The organism is Nocardiopsis oceani (assembly GCF_054777395.1).
In genome coordinates, this window is record NZ_BAAHAR010000022.1 from 1 (window position 1) to 18724 (window position 18724).

The 18724-nt window shown below is 70.4% G+C and carries 12 protein-coding genes; 1 reads left to right on the top strand and 11 read right to left on the bottom strand.

All coding sequences use genetic code 11. The features are described 5' to 3' along the window. Window positions 1-459: 459 nt before the first annotated feature. The 8 genes from ACYVDG_RS14400 to ACYVDG_RS14435 form a co-directional block, all read right to left on the bottom strand. Window positions 460-2424 (bottom strand): endonuclease/exonuclease/phosphatase family protein, encoded by a 1965-nt coding sequence (locus ACYVDG_RS14400; protein ID WP_460751336.1) that lies wholly within the window; start codon window positions 2422-2424, stop codon window positions 460-462. Between the two features lie 211 nt (window positions 2425-2635). Next, the gene (locus tag ACYVDG_RS14405; protein ID WP_460751702.1) at window positions 2636-5173 is read right to left on the bottom strand and encodes a polynucleotide kinase-phosphatase; all 2538 of its coding nucleotides are present in this window, start codon (window positions 5171-5173) and stop codon (window positions 2636-2638) included. Window positions 5174-5226: 53 nt separating this feature from the next. Next, window positions 5227-6738: a 3' terminal RNA ribose 2'-O-methyltransferase Hen1 gene (locus ACYVDG_RS14410; protein ID WP_460751340.1), complete on the bottom strand. Its 1512-nt coding sequence runs from the start codon at window positions 6736-6738 to the stop codon at window positions 5227-5229. A 131-nt stretch (window positions 6739-6869) separates the two neighbouring features. Next, window positions 6870-7418 (bottom strand): hypothetical protein, encoded by a 549-nt coding sequence (locus ACYVDG_RS14415; RefSeq protein WP_460751344.1) that lies wholly within the window; start codon window positions 7416-7418, stop codon window positions 6870-6872. Between the two features lie 71 nt (window positions 7419-7489). Next, a complete protein-coding gene (locus tag ACYVDG_RS14420) occupies window positions 7490-8536 on the bottom strand; it encodes a hypothetical protein (protein WP_460751349.1) in 1047 nt (348 codons plus the stop codon). Window positions 8537-8679: 143 nt separating this feature from the next. Continuing rightward, window positions 8680-10902: a TRAP transporter permease gene (locus ACYVDG_RS14425; RefSeq protein WP_460751352.1), complete on the bottom strand. Its 2223-nt coding sequence runs from the start codon at window positions 10900-10902 to the stop codon at window positions 8680-8682. Between the two features lie 81 nt (window positions 10903-10983). After that, on the bottom strand, window positions 10984-11541 hold the full coding sequence (locus ACYVDG_RS14430; RefSeq protein ID WP_460751357.1) for a DUF1850 domain-containing protein: 558 nt from the start codon (window positions 11539-11541) through the stop codon (window positions 10984-10986). A gap of 11 nt (window positions 11542-11552) precedes the next feature. Then, on the bottom strand, window positions 11553-12593 hold the full coding sequence (locus tag ACYVDG_RS14435; protein WP_460751360.1) for a TAXI family TRAP transporter solute-binding subunit: 1041 nt from the start codon (window positions 12591-12593) through the stop codon (window positions 11553-11555). A gap of 208 nt (window positions 12594-12801) precedes the next feature. On the opposite strand from ACYVDG_RS14435, the gene ACYVDG_RS14440 reads away from it, so the two are divergent. Continuing rightward, a complete protein-coding gene (locus ACYVDG_RS14440) occupies window positions 12802-13827 on the top strand; it encodes a TAXI family TRAP transporter solute-binding subunit (RefSeq protein ID WP_460751363.1) in 1026 nt (341 codons plus the stop codon). Window positions 13828-13896: 69 nt separating this feature from the next. On the opposite strand, the gene ACYVDG_RS14445 is transcribed toward ACYVDG_RS14440, so the two are convergent. The 3 genes from ACYVDG_RS14445 to ACYVDG_RS14455 form a co-directional block, all read right to left on the bottom strand. Further along, complete coding sequence (locus ACYVDG_RS14445; RefSeq protein ID WP_460751366.1) at window positions 13897-16425, bottom strand: MMPL family transporter; 2529 nt, start codon at window positions 16423-16425, stop codon at window positions 13897-13899. Between the two features lie 51 nt (window positions 16426-16476). Then, entirely contained in the window at window positions 16477-17208 is a 732-nt protein-coding gene (locus ACYVDG_RS14450; protein ID WP_460751371.1) for a TetR family transcriptional regulator, read from the bottom strand. A gap of 64 nt (window positions 17209-17272) precedes the next feature. Continuing rightward, on the bottom strand, window positions 17273-18676 hold the full coding sequence (locus tag ACYVDG_RS14455; RefSeq protein ID WP_460751375.1) for a sensor histidine kinase: 1404 nt from the start codon (window positions 18674-18676) through the stop codon (window positions 17273-17275). Between the last annotated feature and the right edge of the window lie 48 nt (window positions 18677-18724).

Genomic DNA, 18724 nt, shown 5'->3' on the forward strand with positions numbered 1-18724 from the left:
CAGGACGGCTCCGAAGGGCCAGATCCTTCATCTTTGCGTGCAGCACCGCTTCCGCAGAGAGTTCCTACTTCCTCCTCTGGTTCACGTTCAGGACACAACTTTCCCGATAGCCGCCAACCCGCCGTCGGAGCGGAGCGGGTCAAGGTGGAGCGCCGTTGATGCGCGAAGCGCTCGATGGCGACGACCTTGACGCGCGTAGCGGAGACGGCCACAATCGGGCGGCGGGAAAGGAGGGAACCCTAAGCCAACAGAGAAAGCCCAGCCACAGAAATTGACCGTCTAGCAGAAAAGGGCCCAGCCAAGAAGACACCCCACGCCCGACACCATTGTTTGAAGCTTAGGGGCCCTCGGCGTCGCCTTCGGGACCGGCAGGAAGAGCTTGCCTGCCGGTCCCGCCGTTCTCCCAGTCCCGTCGTTCTCCCAGTCCCGCCGTTCTCCCAGTCCCCTCGCTTCCGTGTGTCAGTCGCGTCCCGGGGACGTGCTGAGGCGGGTGTCGATCCGCAGGACCTGCGGGTCGTGGTCACTCACCTGGTCGTGGAACTCGGAGTTGATCCGCACGACCTCGTAGTCGACCCGTCCGGACAGGGCGCTGTTGACCAGGATGTGGTCGAGCGCCTGGGAGTTGCCGTCGAAGACGTAGTTGTAGCCCTCGGCCGGGTCCAGGAGGTCCACCATGGGGTTGGTGAGCGCACCGTCCCCGGTGAGGATGTCCAGGGTCTTGGAGAACTGGAAGTCGTTCAGGTCGCCCATGACCACGAGGTCGGCGTCGGGGTCCACGGCGAGCAGGTCGTCGGAGAACTCGCGGACCAGCTCGGCCTGCGCGTGGCGCTGGGTTTCCGTCACCCGTTCCGGCGGCTGGTTGACGCCGTGCAGGGCCTCGTCGCCGCCCTTGGCGTTGAAGTGGTTGGTGACCACGTACAGGTCGCGGTTGAGCGCCCGGAAGTGGCCGACCAGCGGCTTTCGGCTCTCATCCCACGCCTCGTCCTCGGGTTCGATCCGCCCCGGGGAGACGGACAGCTCGGCGCCGCGCTCGCCTTCCGTGACCTCGACGGCGGTGGTGGCGTCGCCGCCCTCCACGTCCACGAACTGGGTGCGGTCAGGGTTGAAGAGGAACGCGTTGCGGATGTTGCCGCCGGGGACGCCGCCGTCCTGGCCGTCCTCGGGGCTGATCTGGCGCCACTCGTAGTCGGGGCCGCCCGCGTCGGCGATGGCCTCGACGAGGCGGTCCAGGGTCACGTCGGCGTCGACCACGCCGTCGTCGGTCTCGCTGCTGTTGTCCTGGATCTCCTCCAGGCCGACGATGTCGGGCGAGCCGAGGTAGGACACGAAGCCCTCGGCGAGGGCGTCGAAGTCGGCCTGGTCGTCCTCGCCGCCGAGGTTCTCGACGTTGTAGGTGGCGACGCTCACCTCGTGCCGTGCCGTCTCCTGGGCCGGAACGCGCTCCAAGCCCCCGGGCTCGTGCTCGCCGAGTGTGGTGGCCTGGACGACGTATCCGCCGAACTGGCTGTAGTAGACCGGGCCCTCGGTCACCCCGGCGACGGTGTCGCCGACGTTCGCCTCGGGGAAGGGGCGGACCTCGCGGTCCAGGAGCGACTCGATCTTCACCCGGCCGCTGTTGGGGTCGTCGTAGGCGTTGTAGTGGGTACCGCCGTTGGCCGTGGGGTTCTCGTCCGGACGAGTGGTCACCCACAGGGCCTCGAAACCGTCGGTGGGACCGACGACGGGGGCGTCCTCCACCCGGACGAGCATGTGCTCGTGGGACGCCCAGAAGTCGAGGGCGTAATGCTCCGGCTGGAGGTCCAGCTCGGTGATGTCGCCGCCGTGGTCGGGGGCGTAGGCCTCCGGGATGGTGTCTTCCTCCAGCACGACCGCCTCGGGCAGGTCGTTGTCGCTGCTGAGGGTGGTCCACTCGGCCTGGTCGAGCTGGGTGATGGTCTGCGTTCCCTCGTCGGGCCGGTATTCGCTGACCCGGCCGGCGGCCAGGATCTCGTCGCCCACCTCGACGTCGGGGGTGGTGGAACCGGTGAAGACGAAGAGCGCCTCGCTGGTACGAGGGTCGTCGTCACCCTCGGGGTCCTGGAACCAGAACCCCTGGGCGCTGCCGAAGGCGTTGACCGCCGTGACCACGCCGGGCAGGCCGCTGACCTCCTCCCCCACGTGCGGTGAGGTCCGGGTGGCCCCCTGGATGTCGTGGATCCGCAGTTCGCCGGGCTCGACCGAACCATGGCCGACACCGGGTTCCGCGACCTGCTCACCGGCGCCGCCGGCGGTGCCGTGGTCCTCGGCCAGGGTGGGCACCGGCGCCACGAGGCTTGCGCTCAGGGCCGCCGCCGCGACCGCCGCGGCCGAGGCCGCCGAACGCCTGCGGGCGGGTCTTGGTTCCGCCGGAGTGGGGGATGTGGGTCTGGAGGGTGTAGGGGACACGCCTGCTCCGTCTTCTCCGGGTACGTCTGGGTATTCGTGCGGCCACATCATTGCGGCCGGGGGTGTCCGATTGAAAGAGACGACGTGAAAAGTAGACGACCCGGTGCCCGATTGTTGTGATCACACGACAAGGCTCAGCCCGAGACTTGGTGTGATTCTCCAAGCCCCGGGCTGCCGGTGCGTCGGCGAGCGCCAGTCGGTTCCCGCACCCTCACAGGCGGGGGTCGACCGGTTCGGTCTCCAGGGCCAGGACCGCGAAGACCGGTTCGTGGACGCGCCACAGCGGCTCGCCGGCCGCGTGGCGGGCCAGGGCGGCCAACCCGAGCTTGTGCTCGCGCATGGCCAAGCCGGTCTTGCGGCCGAGTTTGCGGTCCTTGAGCACCGCCATCCGCTCCGGGTCGGTGTAGTCCGCCCCGTAGATGATCCGCAGGTACTCCGGTCCGCGGACCTTCAGCCCCGGCTGGGCGAGGCCCTTGCGCCCCTTGGCCCGCGCCCCGAGGAGCGGCTTGACCACCATGCCCTCGCCGCCGTGGTCGACCATCTCCCGCCACCACGCGGCCGCGGAGGCGCAGGCGTCGGTGTCAGTGGTGTCCACGACCCGGTAGCGGGTGAGATGCACCATGCCGCCCGCTTCGGCGAGCTGTTCAGCCACGCTCATGTGCCAGAGGTGGTCGGCCTCGCTGTACTCCTTGCCCTCAGAGGCCAGCAGCATGAACGGCGCGTAGCGGAGGCCGTTCACACCCTCGGTGTCCCAGGAGTAGCGGCGGTAGACCGCGCTGAACCGCTCCATCTGGTCGGTGCGGCGCGCCACGGTCTCGGCCAGTGCCCCGACCTCGACCCCCCGCTCGGCCGCCGCGGCCAGCGCGGTGGCGGCGGCGGGCAGGGAGGCCCGGGCCGCGGCGCCCACGGACGCGTACTGCTCCCGGATGAGCGAGCGCGCCTTGGCCGACCAGGGGAGCATCTCGCCGTCCAGGGCCACCCAGTCCGTGCCCAGTTTGTCCCAGAGTCCGGCGTCGGTGACCGCCTGCCGGAGCTGGCCGACCACCGCTGCCTGGACCTCGGGGTCCTTGAAGAAGGGGCGCCCCGTGCGGGTGTAGACGGTGCCGAGCTCACCGGGAACGAAGCGCCGTTGGGCCGCGGCCCCGTCACGGCAGAGCACGGCGACCGCTCGGGACCCCATGTGCTTCTCCTCGCAGATCACCTGGCCGATGCCGGAGGCCCGGAAGGACGCGAAGGCCTCGTCGGGGTGCTCCAGCAGTCCCGGATCGGCGGCGGTCGGCGCGGGCGCCATGGTCGGCGGCAGGTACACCAGCCACCGCGGGTCGACGGAGAACCGGCTCATGACCTCGAGCGCGGCCATGGTGCTCTCGGAACCGGTGCGCACGGTGCCGTGGCCGGTGTCGACGAACAGTCCCGGGGAGAAGTCGCCCACGCCGACGTCGTTGATGTCGATGGCCTCGTGGTCGGACCGTTCAGCCCGTTCCGGCGGGTTCTCCACCAGCGGCCGGACCGGCTCGTACCACGTGTTCTCGGCTTCCACGTCCACGAGCTCCCGCTCGGGGTAGCGCAGCGCGGTGAGTCTGCCGCCGAACACGCAGCCGGTGTCCAGGCAGATGGTCCGGTTGAGCCACTCGGCCTTGTTGGTGGGCACGTGGCCGTAGACCACCATGGCCTTGCCCCGGTAGTCGCGCGCCCAGGGGAGGCGGACGGGGAGCCCGAACTCGTCGGTCTCTCCGGTGGTCTCGCCGTACAGGGCGAAGGAGCGCACGCGCCCGGAGGCACGGCCGTGGTACTCCTCCTTCAGTCCTGCGTGCGCGACGACGAGTTTGCCTCCGTCCAGCATCAGGTGGCTGACGAGGCCGTCGCAGAAGGCGAGCACCTCCTTGCGGAACTCCTCGGTCTCCTGGCCCAACTGCTCCATGGTCTCGGCCAGGCCGTGGGTCAGGCGCGGCTTGGCCCCCTTCAGGACGCGGACGAGCTTGTTCTCGTGGTTGCCGGGCACGCAGAGGGCGTCGCCGTCGGCGACCATGCCCATGACCAGGCGCAGTACGCCGGGGCTGTCGGGCCCGCGGTCCACGAGGTCACCGACGAACACCGCCGTGCGCCCCTCGGGGTGCCGTGCGCCGACCGGACGGCCCTGGTCGTCGCGCCGGAGGTCGTAGCCGAGTTCACCGAGCAGGGACTCCAGCTCGGAGCGGCAGCCGTGGACGTCGCCGACAATGTCGAAGGGACCGGTGAGCTCGGTCCGGTCCGGCCAAGGGCGTTCCAGCCGGATGTCGGCCCGGTCGATCTCCTCCTGGCCGCGCAGGACGTGCACCTTGCGCACGCCTTCGCGGTCGAGGCGCTTGAGCCCGTCCTTGAGGTCGCGGCGCTGGCGGCGGATGACGTGGTCGACGAAGTTCCGGTCGGGGCGGGACCGGTTGTGCTCCCGGGCCACCGCCTCGGGGACGTCGAGCACGATCGCGGTGGTGAGGACGTTGTTGTCTTTGGCGATGCGGATCAGCTGTTCGCGCGCCTTGCGCTGGACGTTGGTGGCGTCCACGACGGTGAGCAGTCCGCGCCTCAGCCGGATGTCCACGACGGTGCCCAGCAGGGCGAAAGCGTCGGAGGTGGCGCTCTGGTCGTTCTCGTCGTCGCTGACCATGCCCCGGCAGAGGTCGGAGCCGATCACCTGGGTCGGTGCGAAGTGCCGGGCGGCGAAGGTGGACTTGCCCGAGCCCGAGACCCCGACCAGCAGAACGAGCCCCATCCGGGGCACGCTGAGTACACGGGGCTCACGGGCGGTCTCGATATTCGACTCGCTCACTTGGTGAACACTCCCATCTGGGTCGGGGCGCCGGTCTCGGGGTTGTCCGGGCCGACCGGCAGGTAGCGGACGCTGTAGCCGTGTGCGTCGGCCACCCGCTCGGCCCAGGCGGTGAACTGGGCCCGGGTCCACTCGAACCGGTGGTCGGCGTGGCGGAAGGCGCCCTCGTCCAGCCCTTCGTAGTGGCGGTTGTATTCGATGTTGGGTGTGGTGACCACGACGACGCGGGGGGCCGCGTCACCGAAGACGACGTTCTCCATCGCGGGCAGCCGGGAGGGGTCGAGGTGCTCGACGACCTCCATGAGGACGGCCGCGTCGTGGCCGTGGAAGCGCCGGTCCCGGTAGACGACGGAGCCGAGCAGCAGCTCGGGGTGGTCCCGGTGCGCCTTCGCCTCGCCGCCGCGGGTGTCGGCGAACAGGGGCCGGTGTCCTCTGCCCCCGTTCGGGTGGCAGCCCCTGCACAGCTTGCGGTGCGCGGCCTCCAGGCTGCCCAGGTGTACGTCCAGCCCGGTGATCCGGTCCAGCCCCCGGTCCTTGACCAGGCGTTCCAGGAGTTTGCCGCCGCCACATCCGAGGTCGATGACGCTGCCGGCCCGCTCGGAGTTGAGCACCGCCAGCACCGCGCCCACACGCTGCTCGGCGAGGCTGGGCTCGCGTTCCTCGATCGCCGGGTCGCGCGGGACCCGCGCCGTACCGTTCTCGGAGTCCTCGTCGCTCCCCCGGCCCTCGGACTCGGCGAGCCGGGACAGGGCGGTGCGCACGTAGCGCTCCCGGCGGGCGAGGTAGCGGCGGGTGATCCAGCCGCGCTCCGGGTGCCCGGCCAGCCAGCCCGCGCCCTCGCCGTCCCCGTTCTCCACCCCGTCGACCGGGGCGCCGCCCGCGCGCAGCAGCTTGTCGATCTCCGTGGAGTCCACCCAGTAGTGCTTCTGGCCGCCTTCCAGTGCGGGCAGCAGCACGTAGAGGTGGCTGAGTGCCTCGGAGAGCCGCAGGGTGCCGGTGAGGGTGAGCGACAGGTAGTGCGAGTCGCCCCAACCCGGCAGGCCGGGGTCGAGCGTGACGGGTTCTGCCTGGACGTCCCAGCCCAGCGGTTCGAAGAGCGCCCGGGCGCGCTCCGGGCCCGGGTGGCAGGGCACCGCCGGCAGGTGAAGGGCCAGTGGGATGGCGGTGCGGGCGAGCTCGGGGCGGCTCTCGCTCACACCCCGGATCGCGGTCCGCAGGACCCTGCCCAGAGCCACCGTGAACAGCGAGGATGAGGCGTAGGGCCGGTCGTTGACGTACTGGGCCAGGGCGAAGTCGGGTGTGCTCACCGACGTGTGCGAGCGCAGCAGGGCCTGCGGGTCCACTTCCAGCAGGAGGGCCGCGGTGCAGCGTTCGTCGGTGGCCTCGGGGTAGAACACGTGGGCCGTACCGAAAGACTGCTCGAAGCTCTGTGCCTTGTCGGGGTGCTTGTGCAGCAGGTATCCGAGGTCCGTCGCCGGCTTCGCTGTGGTGGTGATCGTCAGTAGCACCCGTGCATTGTGTCCGACCGGCTCCCCGGTGGACCAGTGCTTTTCACCCCGGCAAAGTTCCCCGACCCGTTCTCAGGGGCGACCGGACCGTTGGGGCCGACCGGGGCCGACGGCGTGCCCTGGGTCGGGGCTCACACAGATCTCTTCGAGGACGAGACCCCGACCGCCAGTGCGGCGGGCACGAAGGCGACCAGGGTGATCAGCAGGTTGGGGAGCAACGTGCCGAGGGAGTACAGCACATCACCGAGCATCCGTACGGACCCGAGGTTGGACAGCGGCAGGAGGACCGTGAACGCCGAGAAATAGACCCCTAGCAGGAACAACACCACGACCAGGATGTAGAAGAGCGATCCGAGCCAGGTGGCGCCCCGGGCCGACGGCACCCGGAACAGGCGGGCGAACAGCCCGAACAGAAGCGGGGTGAGCGGGAACGGTAGCAGGTAGAAGACCATCTCCTTGAGGAAGTCGTCTGCGAAGGAGACGAACATGAGGGAGGACAGCCACGAGAAGAACTGGGCGGCGCACACGGTGACGACGGAGGCGCCGATGGCGCGCCGGACGATGCCGGAACGGTCCACAGAACCGTGAAAGGCCGGCACGGCGCTCGGAACGGGGCCGGGGCGCGGGGACCCTGACAGCTGGTGGCCGTGCGCGGGGGGCCTGGGGGGCGGGTAGCTCATACACCCGATTCTGCGCGGTGCACTCCCCCGCCGTCATGAGTGTTACTACTCAGTCGCGGCCCCGGCGGAGCTCAGGTGCCGTCGGTGACCCGGTCCCCTTCCCCGGGCGACTCCCGCGGGTCGACTCCCAGTTCGGCCATGGCCAGGGCCGCTTCGGTGCGCGCCGATCCGAAGAAGGACCATGGGACGTCGCACACGTAGCGCCCGACCAGTCCCAGGTGCCACCGGGCCAGGACCTTCTCCCCGGACCGGTAGAAGGCCCAGCCGAGCAGGTGGTGCGCTTGGACGTCGCGCACGTGCGGCACGGCCGACGCGGTCCACCGCTGCGCGAGTTCGAACAGCTCGCGGACCGCGTCACCGTGCAGGCGCCCCAAGCTCAAGGCCGCCATGTAGGGACTGTTGCCCTCCCGCACGAGCCTGCCCTGCTCTCCGCGCAGGTGCTCGGCGTGCGCCAGGGCGAGGACCGCGGGTAGCGGGCTGCCCTCGGGCGCGGTGTCGGCAGCGGCCCCCGCAGCGGCGAACATCTCCTCGGCCGAACCGCCGCGGCTCGGGGCCAGCGATCGCACCCGCGTCATGTGCGCGGGGAACAGGTGGGGTGCCCGCGCGGTCGCCTCGGACCAGGTGCGGTCGCGCTCCTCGCGGTCCCCGAGACCCATCGCGACCGTCTGCAGGGCCGCCCAGGGAACGGCGTCCTCAGGGTTCAGGCGGGCCGCTTCCTCCAGCGGTACCCGGGTCTCGTGGAGGGCGGCCTCGGAGGCCTTCCGGTCGGCCTGCGCGCCCTCGGCTCCCCCGGACGGCAGGGACTTGGCTCGGGCGAGCAGGGCGTGGCCCAGCCACAGCAGCGTGTCGGCGGGGTCGGCCCCCTCCTCCACCAGACCGGCGACATCGTCGGGGCGATCGGCGGCGGCACGGCCCAGGGCCTCCGCCAGGTAGGCGCGGACCTCCGGGTCCTCCCCGGCCTCGGCGAGCAGGTTCGCGCCCGCCCCGAGGTCGCCCTCGCGTACCGCCTCGCATCCGGCACGCGCCAGGGGGTCGGTCCCGAAGGAGGCCGAGAGCAGTTCCGCTTCCAAGTCGGTGCCGCGCAGCACGCGTCGCGGGTTCCATCCGAATCGCCACATGCCAGCGAGGTTAGGCCATCGGGGCGGGCCCCGGTTCCTGTACACGGCCGGCCCGCCCCGTACACCGCCGAACGCGGAGGGCCCGCCGCCCCGCTGGGGTGCGGCGGGCCCGGAGCCCGGTGGTCGGCGGCGGCCGGCGAGCGCTAGCTCTTGACCGGTTCCGGCTGCTCCTGGCCGACGGGGGCGACCAGGCCGCGGGCCTTGTCCCTGCGGTGGTTGATCACCTGGAGGGTGATCAGGACGACGCACGTGACGGTTCCGGTCAGGATGAACCACTGCGGGTCCACCTGGACGGACAGCAGCGACGCGGTCCAGCCGCTCCACTCGGGGGCGATCAGGACCAGTGCGGCGGAGAGTCCCAGGGCGATCCGCTCCCCGAGCATCGTGCGGCGCAGGAAGTAGCCCTCGATCGCCATCGCTCCGGCCGCGAGCGCGATACTTCCCGTGACGATCGACATGACCAGGTCCAAGACCGGACCGTCCACCTCCATCAGCGCCGAGTAGGCCATCAGGAGCGGGATCAGGTACAGGCCCTTGGCGAACTTCCACGACGAAACACCGGAGCGCATCGGTTTGGAGTTGGCGATCCCGGCCGCCGCGAAGGCCGCGAAGGCCACCGGGGGTGTGACGTTGGAGTCCTGGCTGAGCCAGTACACGATCATGTGCGCGACGATGAGCGCCAGTCCCAGCTGCTCCAGCGCCGGACCGGCCAGGATGACCAGCACCACGTAGGAAGCGGTCACCGGCAGGCCGATGCCCAGGATCAGGGAGGCCAGCGCGACCATCAGCAGGGTCATGAACAGGTTGCCCGCGAACGCGCTCACCAGCACGTCGGAGAAGACCAGGCCCAGGCCGGTGAGGCCGACCATGCCGACGATGATGCCGGCGACGGCGCACGCGACGGACACCGGCAGGGTGCTGCGGGCGGCCATGACGCACACCTCCAGGAAGTCCCGGAGACTCAGCCGGCTGCTGGCCCGCAGCATGGCGACGACCAGCAGGGCGCCGCAGGCGGCGAGCCCGGCCTGGGTCGGCGGCACGTAGTTGATCAGCAGCGTGATGAGCAGGACCAGCGGGGCGAGGAAGTGCCAGCCCGCGCGCATCACGATGGCCAGGGTGGGCACGTCCTCCCGGGCCATCCCGCCGATGTTGTGCTTGCGGGCCAGGATGTCCACGAACAGGAACATGAGGGCGAAGTACATGAGTGCCGGGATGATCGCGACCTTGACGATGTCCGCGTACGGGATGCCCAGGCGCTCGGCCATGAGGAACGCGCCCGCGCCCATGATGGGCGGCAGGACCTGCCCGCCGGTGGAGGCCGCGGCCTCGACACCGGCCGCGTCGTGCTTCTTGTAACCGACCTTCTTCATCAGCGAGATCGTGAACGGGCCGGTGGTGACCACGTTGGCGATGGCGCTGCCGGAGACCGAGCCCATAAGGGCGCTGCCCACCACCGCGCCCTTGGCGGGTCCGCCGACCATGCGGCCGGTGAGGACGTAGGCCAGGCCGACGAAGAAGTTGCCGCCGCCGGTCTTGGTCAGCAGCGCGCCGAACAGGATGAACACGAACACGAAGGTGACGACGACCCCGAGGGTGAGCCCGTAGATGCCGTCGTTGCCCAGGTAGCTGTGGGTGGCGATGCGCTGGACGGTGGCGCCCGAGTGGCTGAACTGGCCGGGGATGAGCGGGCCGATCCAGGCGTAGAACAGGAACGAGGCCACCAGGATGACCATGATCATGCCGACGGCGCGCCTGGTGGCTTCCAACAGCACGACGATCGCGACGATGCCCATGATCACGTCGAGATCGGTGTAACCGCCCGCGCGTCGGGCCAGATCTTCCTGGAAGACGATCGGGTAGAAGCTGACCACCACGACGGCGGAGATCAGTGCCAGGTCCAGGACGGCGGCGGGGACCGACTTCCCGGCCCGGCCCTTGAGGGCGGGCATGACCATGAAGACCAGCACCATCACGAACATGAGGTGCATGAGCCGCTGCTGGCGGGCGTCGAGGCCGGCTCGGAGGGCAACGTACAGCTGGAAGGCGGTCAGGGCCACGCCCAGGGCGAGGACGACCCCGCCCATGATCAGGCTGATCCGGCCCTCACCCCAGCGCTCCGCGGCGAGGCGGCGCCAGAACGGCGGGGCGTCCGCGTCGAGACCGTCGACGTCCGGCAGCGCGTCGGCGGAGGTACCGGTCCTGCGGTCCTCGGGCCGGCCGAAGCCAGGACCTTCCTCGTCGGTGGTCTCGTGCCCGCGGCCCTCGACAGCGGTGTCGTGTTCGGTGGGCGGAGTGTCCTGGGCGGTCCCCGCTTGTTCCTCCGGCGGCGGGGACGAGTCGCCCCGCGCCTGTGGGCTCTCAGCCATGTTCTTCCTTGTTTCGGTCGGCGGGGCCGGGCGGTGCGTGTAGCACGGGGACCGCTCGGCGGAGGGTGGTGCGGGCGGGGGTCACTCGGCGCAGGGCTGCGGGGTGCGCTCGAACAGCAGGTGGAGGGTGGTGATCCGGACGGGTTCGACGACCACCCGGCGGGAAGCGAGGCACGGGGAGAGCCGTACCTCGGCGTCGGGTGTGCGTACACGGTGGTCGACGGAGGGCGCGCCCACGCGGAGCGCGACCTCCGGTCCGATGTCGCGGTTCATGTCTTCGATGACCCACCACTCACCGTCGGCACGACCGGTCCCCTCGCCGGGGACGTGGCCCATACCCGCGCCGAACTGGCGCAGCCGGGTGGAGTCGACGACCAACCCGCCTTCGCGGACCTCGATGTTCTCCTCGATCGGCAGGCGGTCGATGGAGTGCACGTACGCGATGGTGAACTGTTCGTCCGAGGCGAGGGGCAGGTGGCCCAGGCGGTCGTCGTCCGCGGTCAGGCGCAGGGCAGGCCACAGCGGTAGTAGGACCCCGACGGCCAAGGCGGCGGCGAAAGCCCCGGCCCACCGGACCACGGCGATCCGCGGGCGCCTTTCCCCGGCGCCCGCGGTTTCACCCGCCCTGGTCGGGCCCATCAGTGTGCGCCCTACTCCTCGTCGGTTTCCGGCAGCAGGTCGTCCGGGATGTCGACGCCCTGCTCCTCGTAGTAGCGGACGGCGCCCGGGTGGACCGGGACCGGGCTGTGCTCGATGGTCTCCGGGACCAGGTGCTCCTCACCCGGTGCGTACACGCCGATGACCTCGTCGATGTTCTCGTACATGGCCTCGGTGATCTCGTAGGCCTGGTCCTCGTTGAAGTCGCCGGTGACGACCAGGGCGTTCCAGACGGCGATGGTCGAGACGTCCTCGTCGACACCGTCGTAGGTGCCGCCCTCGACGACGTGCTCGGTGTAGCCGCCGTAGCCGCTGACCACGGCGTCGATCTCGTCCTCGCACATCTCGATGAGCGCGATGTCCTCGGTGGCGCCGAGCTCGTTGATACCGGAGTGGCCTTCGCCGACGACCCAGGAACCGGCGTCGAGCTGGTTGTTGGTCAGGGCGTTGGCGGTCTCCGCGTATCCGAGCTGCTGGAGCTCGACGTCGCTGGAGGCGATCTCCAGCGAATCGAAGACCTGGACGGTGGTGGCCTCGTTGCCGCTGCCGATGTCGCCGACGGAGTAGCGGGTGCCCTCGACGTCGGAGAAGCACTCGAAGCCCTGGGACTCGGCGATGTCCTGGAGGGTGACGGCGTGGAAGACGTTGGGGTAGAGGACCGCGAGCGAGTAGGTGTCGATCTCGTCGCCCTCGAAGTCTCCGGTGCCGGTGGCGGCCTGGTCGGCGGCGTCGCCCTGGACGATGGCCAGGTGGCTGTCGCCGGAGTCGAGCAGGCGGATGTTCTCCACCGAGGCGCCGGTGGCCTCGACCGAGGCCTCCTGGCCTTCGAGGTTGTCGCCGATGATGCCGCGCAGGGCACCGCCGATCGGGTAGTACACACCGGTGGTCCCGCCGGTGACGATGCTGAGGTTGGCCTCGAGCTCACCGCCCCCGAGGCCGGTGTCGTCGGCCGCGTCATCGGCGGGTTGGGAGCACGCGGCCAGCATCACCATGCCGGCGGGGATGGCGGCCAGGGACAGCAGTGAGCGTCTCATGGTCGTGGTGTCCTCTCGGAACTCTTCGGGGTCAGGGGATGTGAGAAACAGGGGTGCGTGCTCCCGGGTCGTCCGCCCTCCGGACGCGAGTGTGGCGCGTACCACTGCCTGCACCGGAAATGTAACCGTCATCACGGTGAAACCTGTAGCCCCTTGGGCGGGATTTGAGCCTCCCCTGAGGTTCCGGCCCTGTTGATAGTGTTCGACCATGGCGCGGTCTCCCACTCACCGCTGGTGGGCGATCACCCGAGCCCTGGTCGTCGGTCTCCTCGCCGCCTCACTGCTCTCCTGGTCGCACCCTCCACGCACGGACCCCCTCCGTCTCTCGATCGGCACGGGAGGTGCGGGCGGCGTCTACCACGTCTACGGAACGGGTCTGGCCCAGGTGGCCCGCGCGGACCGGGACACCCAGATCACCGCCCTGACCACCGCCGCCAGTGTGGAGAACAACAACCTGGTCGCCGCCGGGTCGCTGGACGCGGCCTTCACCCTCGCGGACGTCGCCGCCCTGGCCGTCGACGGCGAGAGTCCCTTCGCCGAACCCCTCCCGATCTCGGCCGTCGCGCGCCTCTACGACAACCACACACACGTGGTGGTGCGCGCGGACTCCCCGTACGAGGAGATCTCGGACCTGGCCGGGGGCACGGTCTCGGTGGGGGCGGTCGATTCCGGTACTGAGATGATGGCCGAACGCCTCTTGGAGCTCGCCGATCTCCAGGACGTCTCGGAGGAAGTGGACGCCGGGGGCGCGGACGAGGGGGTGGCGCGACTGCGGCTGTCCATCGGCGCCTCGGCGACCGCCCTGGAGGAGGGGCGCATCGACGCGTTCTTCTGGTCCGGGGGCATCCCCACACAGGCAGTCGGCGACCTCGCCGAGCGGGTCCCCATCCGGCTGCTCGATCTCGCCGAGCACGTCCCCGACCTGGTGGAGGAGCACGGGGAGTACTTCTCGGAGCTCCCGGTCCCGACGGGGACCTACGAGGACGTGCCGGCCGTGCGCACGATCGGTGTTCCGAGCCTGCTGGTGGTCAACGACCGGATGCCCGCGGACACCGCGGAGGATTTCACGCGGCTCCTCTTCGAGTCGCAGGCCGACATGGTCGACGTCCACCCCGTCGCCCTGCACCTGCACCCGCGTTCGGCGATCGCGACCCTGCCGGTCCCCCTCCACCCGGGCGCAGCCGCCTACTACCAGTCGGTCAAGTTCGCCCACGACGAGTCGACGACCGTCTAGGGGCCCGGCCCGGCTGTGCCCGGCCGGACCGGACACAGCCGGGCCGGGCACAGCCAGCTGGCACTCCGGTCAGTGCCGACCGGAGGCGGGGTAGGGCTCCGAAACGGGCTCCTGCGGCGCGTCGGTACCGGGCTCCTCCCCGTGAGCGGCTGCCCCGACCCGGGCGCGCTCCAGCGCCGAGCCCTCGACGTCGATGTCGGGCAGGATCCGGTCCAGCCACTTGGGCAGCCACCAGGCGGCGTCGCCCACCAAGTGCATCACCGCGGGGATGAGCAGCATGCGGACCACGAACGCGTCGAGGAGGACACCGAACGCGAGCCCGAAGCCGACCGAGCTGATCATCGTCATGTCGGAGAAGATGAACCCGCCGAACACCGAGATCATGATGATCGCGGCCGCGGTGACCACCGACCGGCCTGCCCGGAAGCCCTTGGCCACGGCGAGCCGGGCCGGGGCACCGTTCACGTAGGCCTCGCGCATGCCGGTACCGATGAAGAGCATGTAGTCCATGGCCAGGCCGAAGAGGATGCCCACCATGATCGTGGGCAGGAAGCTCAGCACCGGCCCCGGGTTCCCCAGACCGAGGAGACCGCCGAACCAGCCCCACTGGTAGACGGCGACCACACCGCCCAGAGCGGCGAAGTAGGACAGGATGAACCCGAGCGTGGCCACCACCGGAACGAAGATCGACCGGAACACCAGCAGCAGGATCACCAGGGACAGGCCGACGACCACCGTCAGGTAGACCGGCAGGGCATCGGCGATCTTCTCGGAGATGTCGATGTTGCCGCTGGCCATACCGGCGACGCCGAGCGGCGGCTCTCCCTGGATCGGCTCCATGTCACGCAAGGTGTGCACGAGTTCCTCAGTGGACTCGCTTGCGGGCCCGCCCTCCGGCTTGACCTGGAAGATGGCCAGGTCCTGGTCGTCGGAGACCCCGATGGGCGCCACCGCGTCGACGCCCTCGACGGCGTACACCGCGTCAGCCACCTCGTATTGGTACTGCTCGGCGTTGGCCTCGGCCTCCTCCTCGTTGGGGCCGCCGGGCAGGTCGGCGGTGACCAGGAGCGGGCCGTTCTGGCCGGTACCGAAGGAGTCCTCGATGGCGGCGTAGGCGCCGTACTGGGTGGATTCGACCGGCTGCGCGGAACCGTCCGGCAGGCCCTGGCGCAGGTCGAGGGCGGGCAGGGCGATCACACCGAGGACGATGACGGCGATGGCGGCCCGGCCGAGCGCCCGGACGTTGGTCATCGGCTTGGCCTCGACCCGGTGGGCGGGCGACTGACCGTTGGCGGAGGCCCCGTTCGATGAGGCACCGTCCAGCCGTGCGCGTTCGCGCTTGGACAGGATGCGCATGCCCACGAGCCCCAGCAGTGCAGGGATGAGGGTCACCGCGATGAGCACGGCGATGGCGATGGCGATCGCCCCGACGCTGCCCATGAGGCCGAGGAACCCGATCCCCGTCAGGTTCAGGCCGAGCAGGGCGATGAGCACGGTGGCACCCGCGAACACCACGGCGTTTCCGGCCGTCCCGTTGGCCAGGCCGGTGGACTCGGAGAGGTCGATCCCCTCCTTGAGCTGGCGGCGGTGGCGGTTGACGATGAACAGGGCGTAGTCGATACCCACGGCCAGACCGAGCATGAGGCCCAGGATCGGCGTGATGTCGGCGATCGCGAGGACACCGGACAGGGACATGGTGATCAGGGTGGCGATGCCCACGCCGATGAGGGCGGTGAGGATCGGCAGCCCCGCGCCGATGAGGGTACCGAGCATGACCAGCAGGACGATGCCGGCGACGACCACGCCGATCACCTCGGCCTTGCTGACCAGGCTGGGGAGCTCCATGGCGATGTCGTCGGCGAAGTCGACCGTGGTGCCGGGCACCGGGTCGTCCTCGAAGACGGAGATGACGGCGTCGCGGGTCTCCTGGGAGATCTCTTCCTGGGCTTCGGTGAAGGAGACCATCACCAGGGCCGTCGTCGAGTCCTCGGACAGGGTGCCGATCCCAGAGGCCATTTCCAGCATGGCCTCGCCCTGTTCGAGCTGTTCCTCCTCGGTTTCCAGGGTCTCCAGGCCCTGGTCGATGCCGGCCTGCTGGGCGTCGAGCCCCTCCTCGAGCTCGTCGAGCATCCCGGCGGCCTCTGCCTGCTCGCGGCCCTCGTCGAGCTCGTCCTGGCCGTCCTCGATCTCGGCACGGGCGGCGTCGATCTCCGAGCGTCCGTCCTCGAGGAGTTCGACCTCTTCGGCGCGTTCATCCTCGGTGGCGAAGGGGTCGACGGCGTCCTCGACCCCGTCGACCTCAGCGGCCCGTTCGGCAAGTGCGCCGATGGCCTCCTGCTGTTCGTCGGAAAAGGCGGTGTCGTCCTCGCTCTGGAAGACGATGGTGCCCGCACCGCCGCCCATACCGTCGAACTCGGCGCTGAGGCGCTGGTTCACCTCGTCGGTGGGGGTACCGGGGATGGAGAAGCCGTCCTCCAGCTCTCCTGAGAAGAGGAAGAAGGCTCCGCCTGCCGCCACCAGCAGGGCCAGCCAGATCGCGATGACGGTGCGAGCGCGCCGTGCTGAGGCACGCCCGAGTCTGTAGAGAAGTTCAGCCATGGTTCTTCCGCTGGAGAGGTGAGGAGTGGGTGTGTGGGTGAGCGGAGGTGCTCAGGAGGGGCCGCCGTGGGCACCGCTGTCGGCGTCCGCGCCGGTTCCCGCACCGGAGGGCAGGGCACCGAAGCCGTCTCGGTAGACGTCGATCATGCGGCCGAGCAACGCGTCCCAGACTCGGCGGGACTCGGCGGTGTCGGCCCCTCCGGTGGCCAGGGCCCAATGGCGGAACACGGACAGGGCCCCGCCCACGAGGGCGGCACACATCAGCTCGACCTCGAGGGGGTCGGCCGAGGGGTGGTGGCGCAGGGTGGTGACGGCGATCCGGGTACCCAGATCGCTGACGGCGCGCTCGAAGAGCACGGCCTGGTGCGGGCTGAGCGTCCGGTCACCGGCGTCGAGGATCCGGGCAGGTCCGCAGTCCTCGGTCTGGAAGATGCGGGTGAGCTCGAGGACCGGGGTGACCAGGTCGGTGGTGCACAGGGCGGCGGCGACCCGCTCGAACATCGAGGTGTCGCCGCCGGTCGCTGCGAGGTTGGCGTCGACCTGGTCGAGGACGACGCCGAGCATCTCGCGGAACACCTCGAGGGTGATGTCGTCCACCGTCTTGAAGTGGTTGAAGACGGTGCGCCGGGAGACGTCGGCCCGCGCGGCGAGCTGGTCGACGGTGAAGTCGGTGCCGCCGATCTCGGTCATCAGCGCCGAGGCGGCATCGATGATGGCACGCCGGTGCCGGGCCTTGAGTGCCTCGCGCCGGTCCTTCGCGGGTGGGCGCCCCTGGTCTGCCATGGACATCAGACTAGGGACCCTTGTGCACTCAGTGCAACGACGCACTGAGTGCATCTGGTCATACTCAGACCCGGAGCCGGATCCGGGCGTCGGTACCGCTCGGTTCCACGGGCTGCAAGGACAGGCTCGCCCCTTGGAGTTCCAGCAGGGTGACCACGATGGACAGCCCGAGGCCGGAGCCGTCACCGCCGCCGTCCCGCCAGAAGGGCCGGGTGGCCTGCTTCAGCTGGGCCCCCGAGAGCCCGGGGCCGTCGTCCACCACGTGCACGTCCACGTGGCCGGTACCGTCCTTTCCCAGAACCGGCTCACCCACCCGGACGACGACCCGGACTCCCTCCCCGCCGAACTTGAGCGCGTTGTCCACGAGGGCGTCCACGGCCTGGTCGAGGGTGCCCTCCACACAGCGGACCGGCACCGTCTCGGCCCCTTCGCACTCCAGCACCGCGCGGGCGCGTTCGGCGATGGGCCCCCACGCCGCCACCCGCTCCTCCGCGACCTCCCTGGCGTCCTCCAGCACCGTCGAGTGCTCCGAATCCTCGGTCCGGGCCAAGGTGAGCAGGCTGTCGCAGATCCGGGTGAGCCGGTCCACCTCGTCCAGGGCCAAGCGGTGTTCCTGCTCCCCCTCGGGGCCCAGGTGCCGGGAGAGGCTGCCCACCCGCAGCCGAAGCGCGGCCAGGGGGTTGCGCACCTGGTGCCCCGCGTAGGCCACGAAGGTGCGCTGGCTCTCCATCATGGACGTGATCGTGTCGGCCATCTGGTTGAAGGACTCCCCCAGCCGACGCAGCTCCTCCGGGCCGGCTGCAGTACGCACCCGGGTGTCCAGGCTCCCGCCGCTCACCGCGCGGGTGGCCTCGTCGAGGTCGTCGATGGGCCGCAGGATCCACCGGGTGAGCGGACGGGCCGCGGCGATACCCACCACCATCAGGGCGGTCACCACCAGCCAGGCCACACCCCACTGGACGAGGGTGGCCCGTCGCAGCGCCTCGGTGGGTGAGGCGGTGACGGCCGCACCGACCACCTCGCCCGAGCGGCCGATCGGTTCGGCGACGATGAGCGGGCCTTCCTCCCAGGGCCAGACCACGGTGTCCGCGCCCATCCGGTTACCCGCCAGGGCCGTGCGCACCGGCCCCGGGACTGTTTCGTCGCCGTCCGGCCAGCCGGAGGGGTCCAGGTCGGCGAGTGTCAGTCCCGGGCGGGACGAGGCGACCACCTCGCCCTCGCGGTCCACGATGACGGCCGCGATCCCGTACACCTCGTCGTAGGCGGCGAGTTCACCGGAGAGGGTGCCTTCGGTGCCGGTCAGCACGCTGGGTTCGGCCAGCCCGGCGAAGCGGGCGGTGTCGTTGATCCGGTCGAGGAGCATGTCGGAGGTGCCCCGCGCGGCAATGCTCGAACACAGGGGGAGGGCGAGCGCCAGGCAGGCGACGACGAGGAGGGTGACATAGACCGTCACCACGCGTCTGTGCATCGCCGGACCCCCTCAGCCGCCGACAGCTCCGCGCCCTGGAGGCCGCGT

What these genes read in the sequence shown, in the direction of transcription:
- ACYVDG_RS14405 (WP_460751702.1), bottom strand. Translation starts at nt 5,173, where the DNA reads ATGGGGCTCGTTCTGCTGGTCGGGGTCTCGGGCTCGGGCAAGTCCACC.
- ACYVDG_RS14415 (WP_460751344.1), bottom strand. Translation starts at nt 7,418, where the DNA reads ATGAGCTACCCGCCCCCCAGGCCCCCCGCGCACGGCCACCAGCTGTCA.
- ACYVDG_RS14420 (WP_460751349.1), bottom strand. Translation starts at nt 8,536, where the DNA reads ATGTGGCGATTCGGATGGAACCCGCGACGCGTGCTGCGCGGCACCGAC.
- ACYVDG_RS14425 (WP_460751352.1), bottom strand. Translation starts at nt 10,902, where the DNA reads ATGGCTGAGAGCCCACAGGCGCGGGGCGACTCGTCCCCGCCGCCGGAG.
- ACYVDG_RS14430 (WP_460751357.1), bottom strand. Translation starts at nt 11,541, where the DNA reads ATGGGCCCGACCAGGGCGGGTGAAACCGCGGGCGCCGGGGAAAGGCGC.
- ACYVDG_RS14435 (WP_460751360.1), bottom strand. Translation starts at nt 12,593, where the DNA reads ATGAGACGCTCACTGCTGTCCCTGGCCGCCATCCCCGCCGGCATGGTG.
- ACYVDG_RS14440 (WP_460751363.1), top strand. Translation starts at nt 12,802, where the DNA reads ATGGCGCGGTCTCCCACTCACCGCTGGTGGGCGATCACCCGAGCCCTG.
- ACYVDG_RS14445 (WP_460751366.1), bottom strand. Translation starts at nt 16,425, where the DNA reads ATGGCTGAACTTCTCTACAGACTCGGGCGTGCCTCAGCACGGCGCGCT.
- ACYVDG_RS14450 (WP_460751371.1), bottom strand. Translation starts at nt 17,208, where the DNA reads ATGGCAGACCAGGGGCGCCCACCCGCGAAGGACCGGCGCGAGGCACTC.
- ACYVDG_RS14455 (WP_460751375.1), bottom strand. Translation starts at nt 18,676, where the DNA reads ATGCACAGACGCGTGGTGACGGTCTATGTCACCCTCCTCGTCGTCGCC.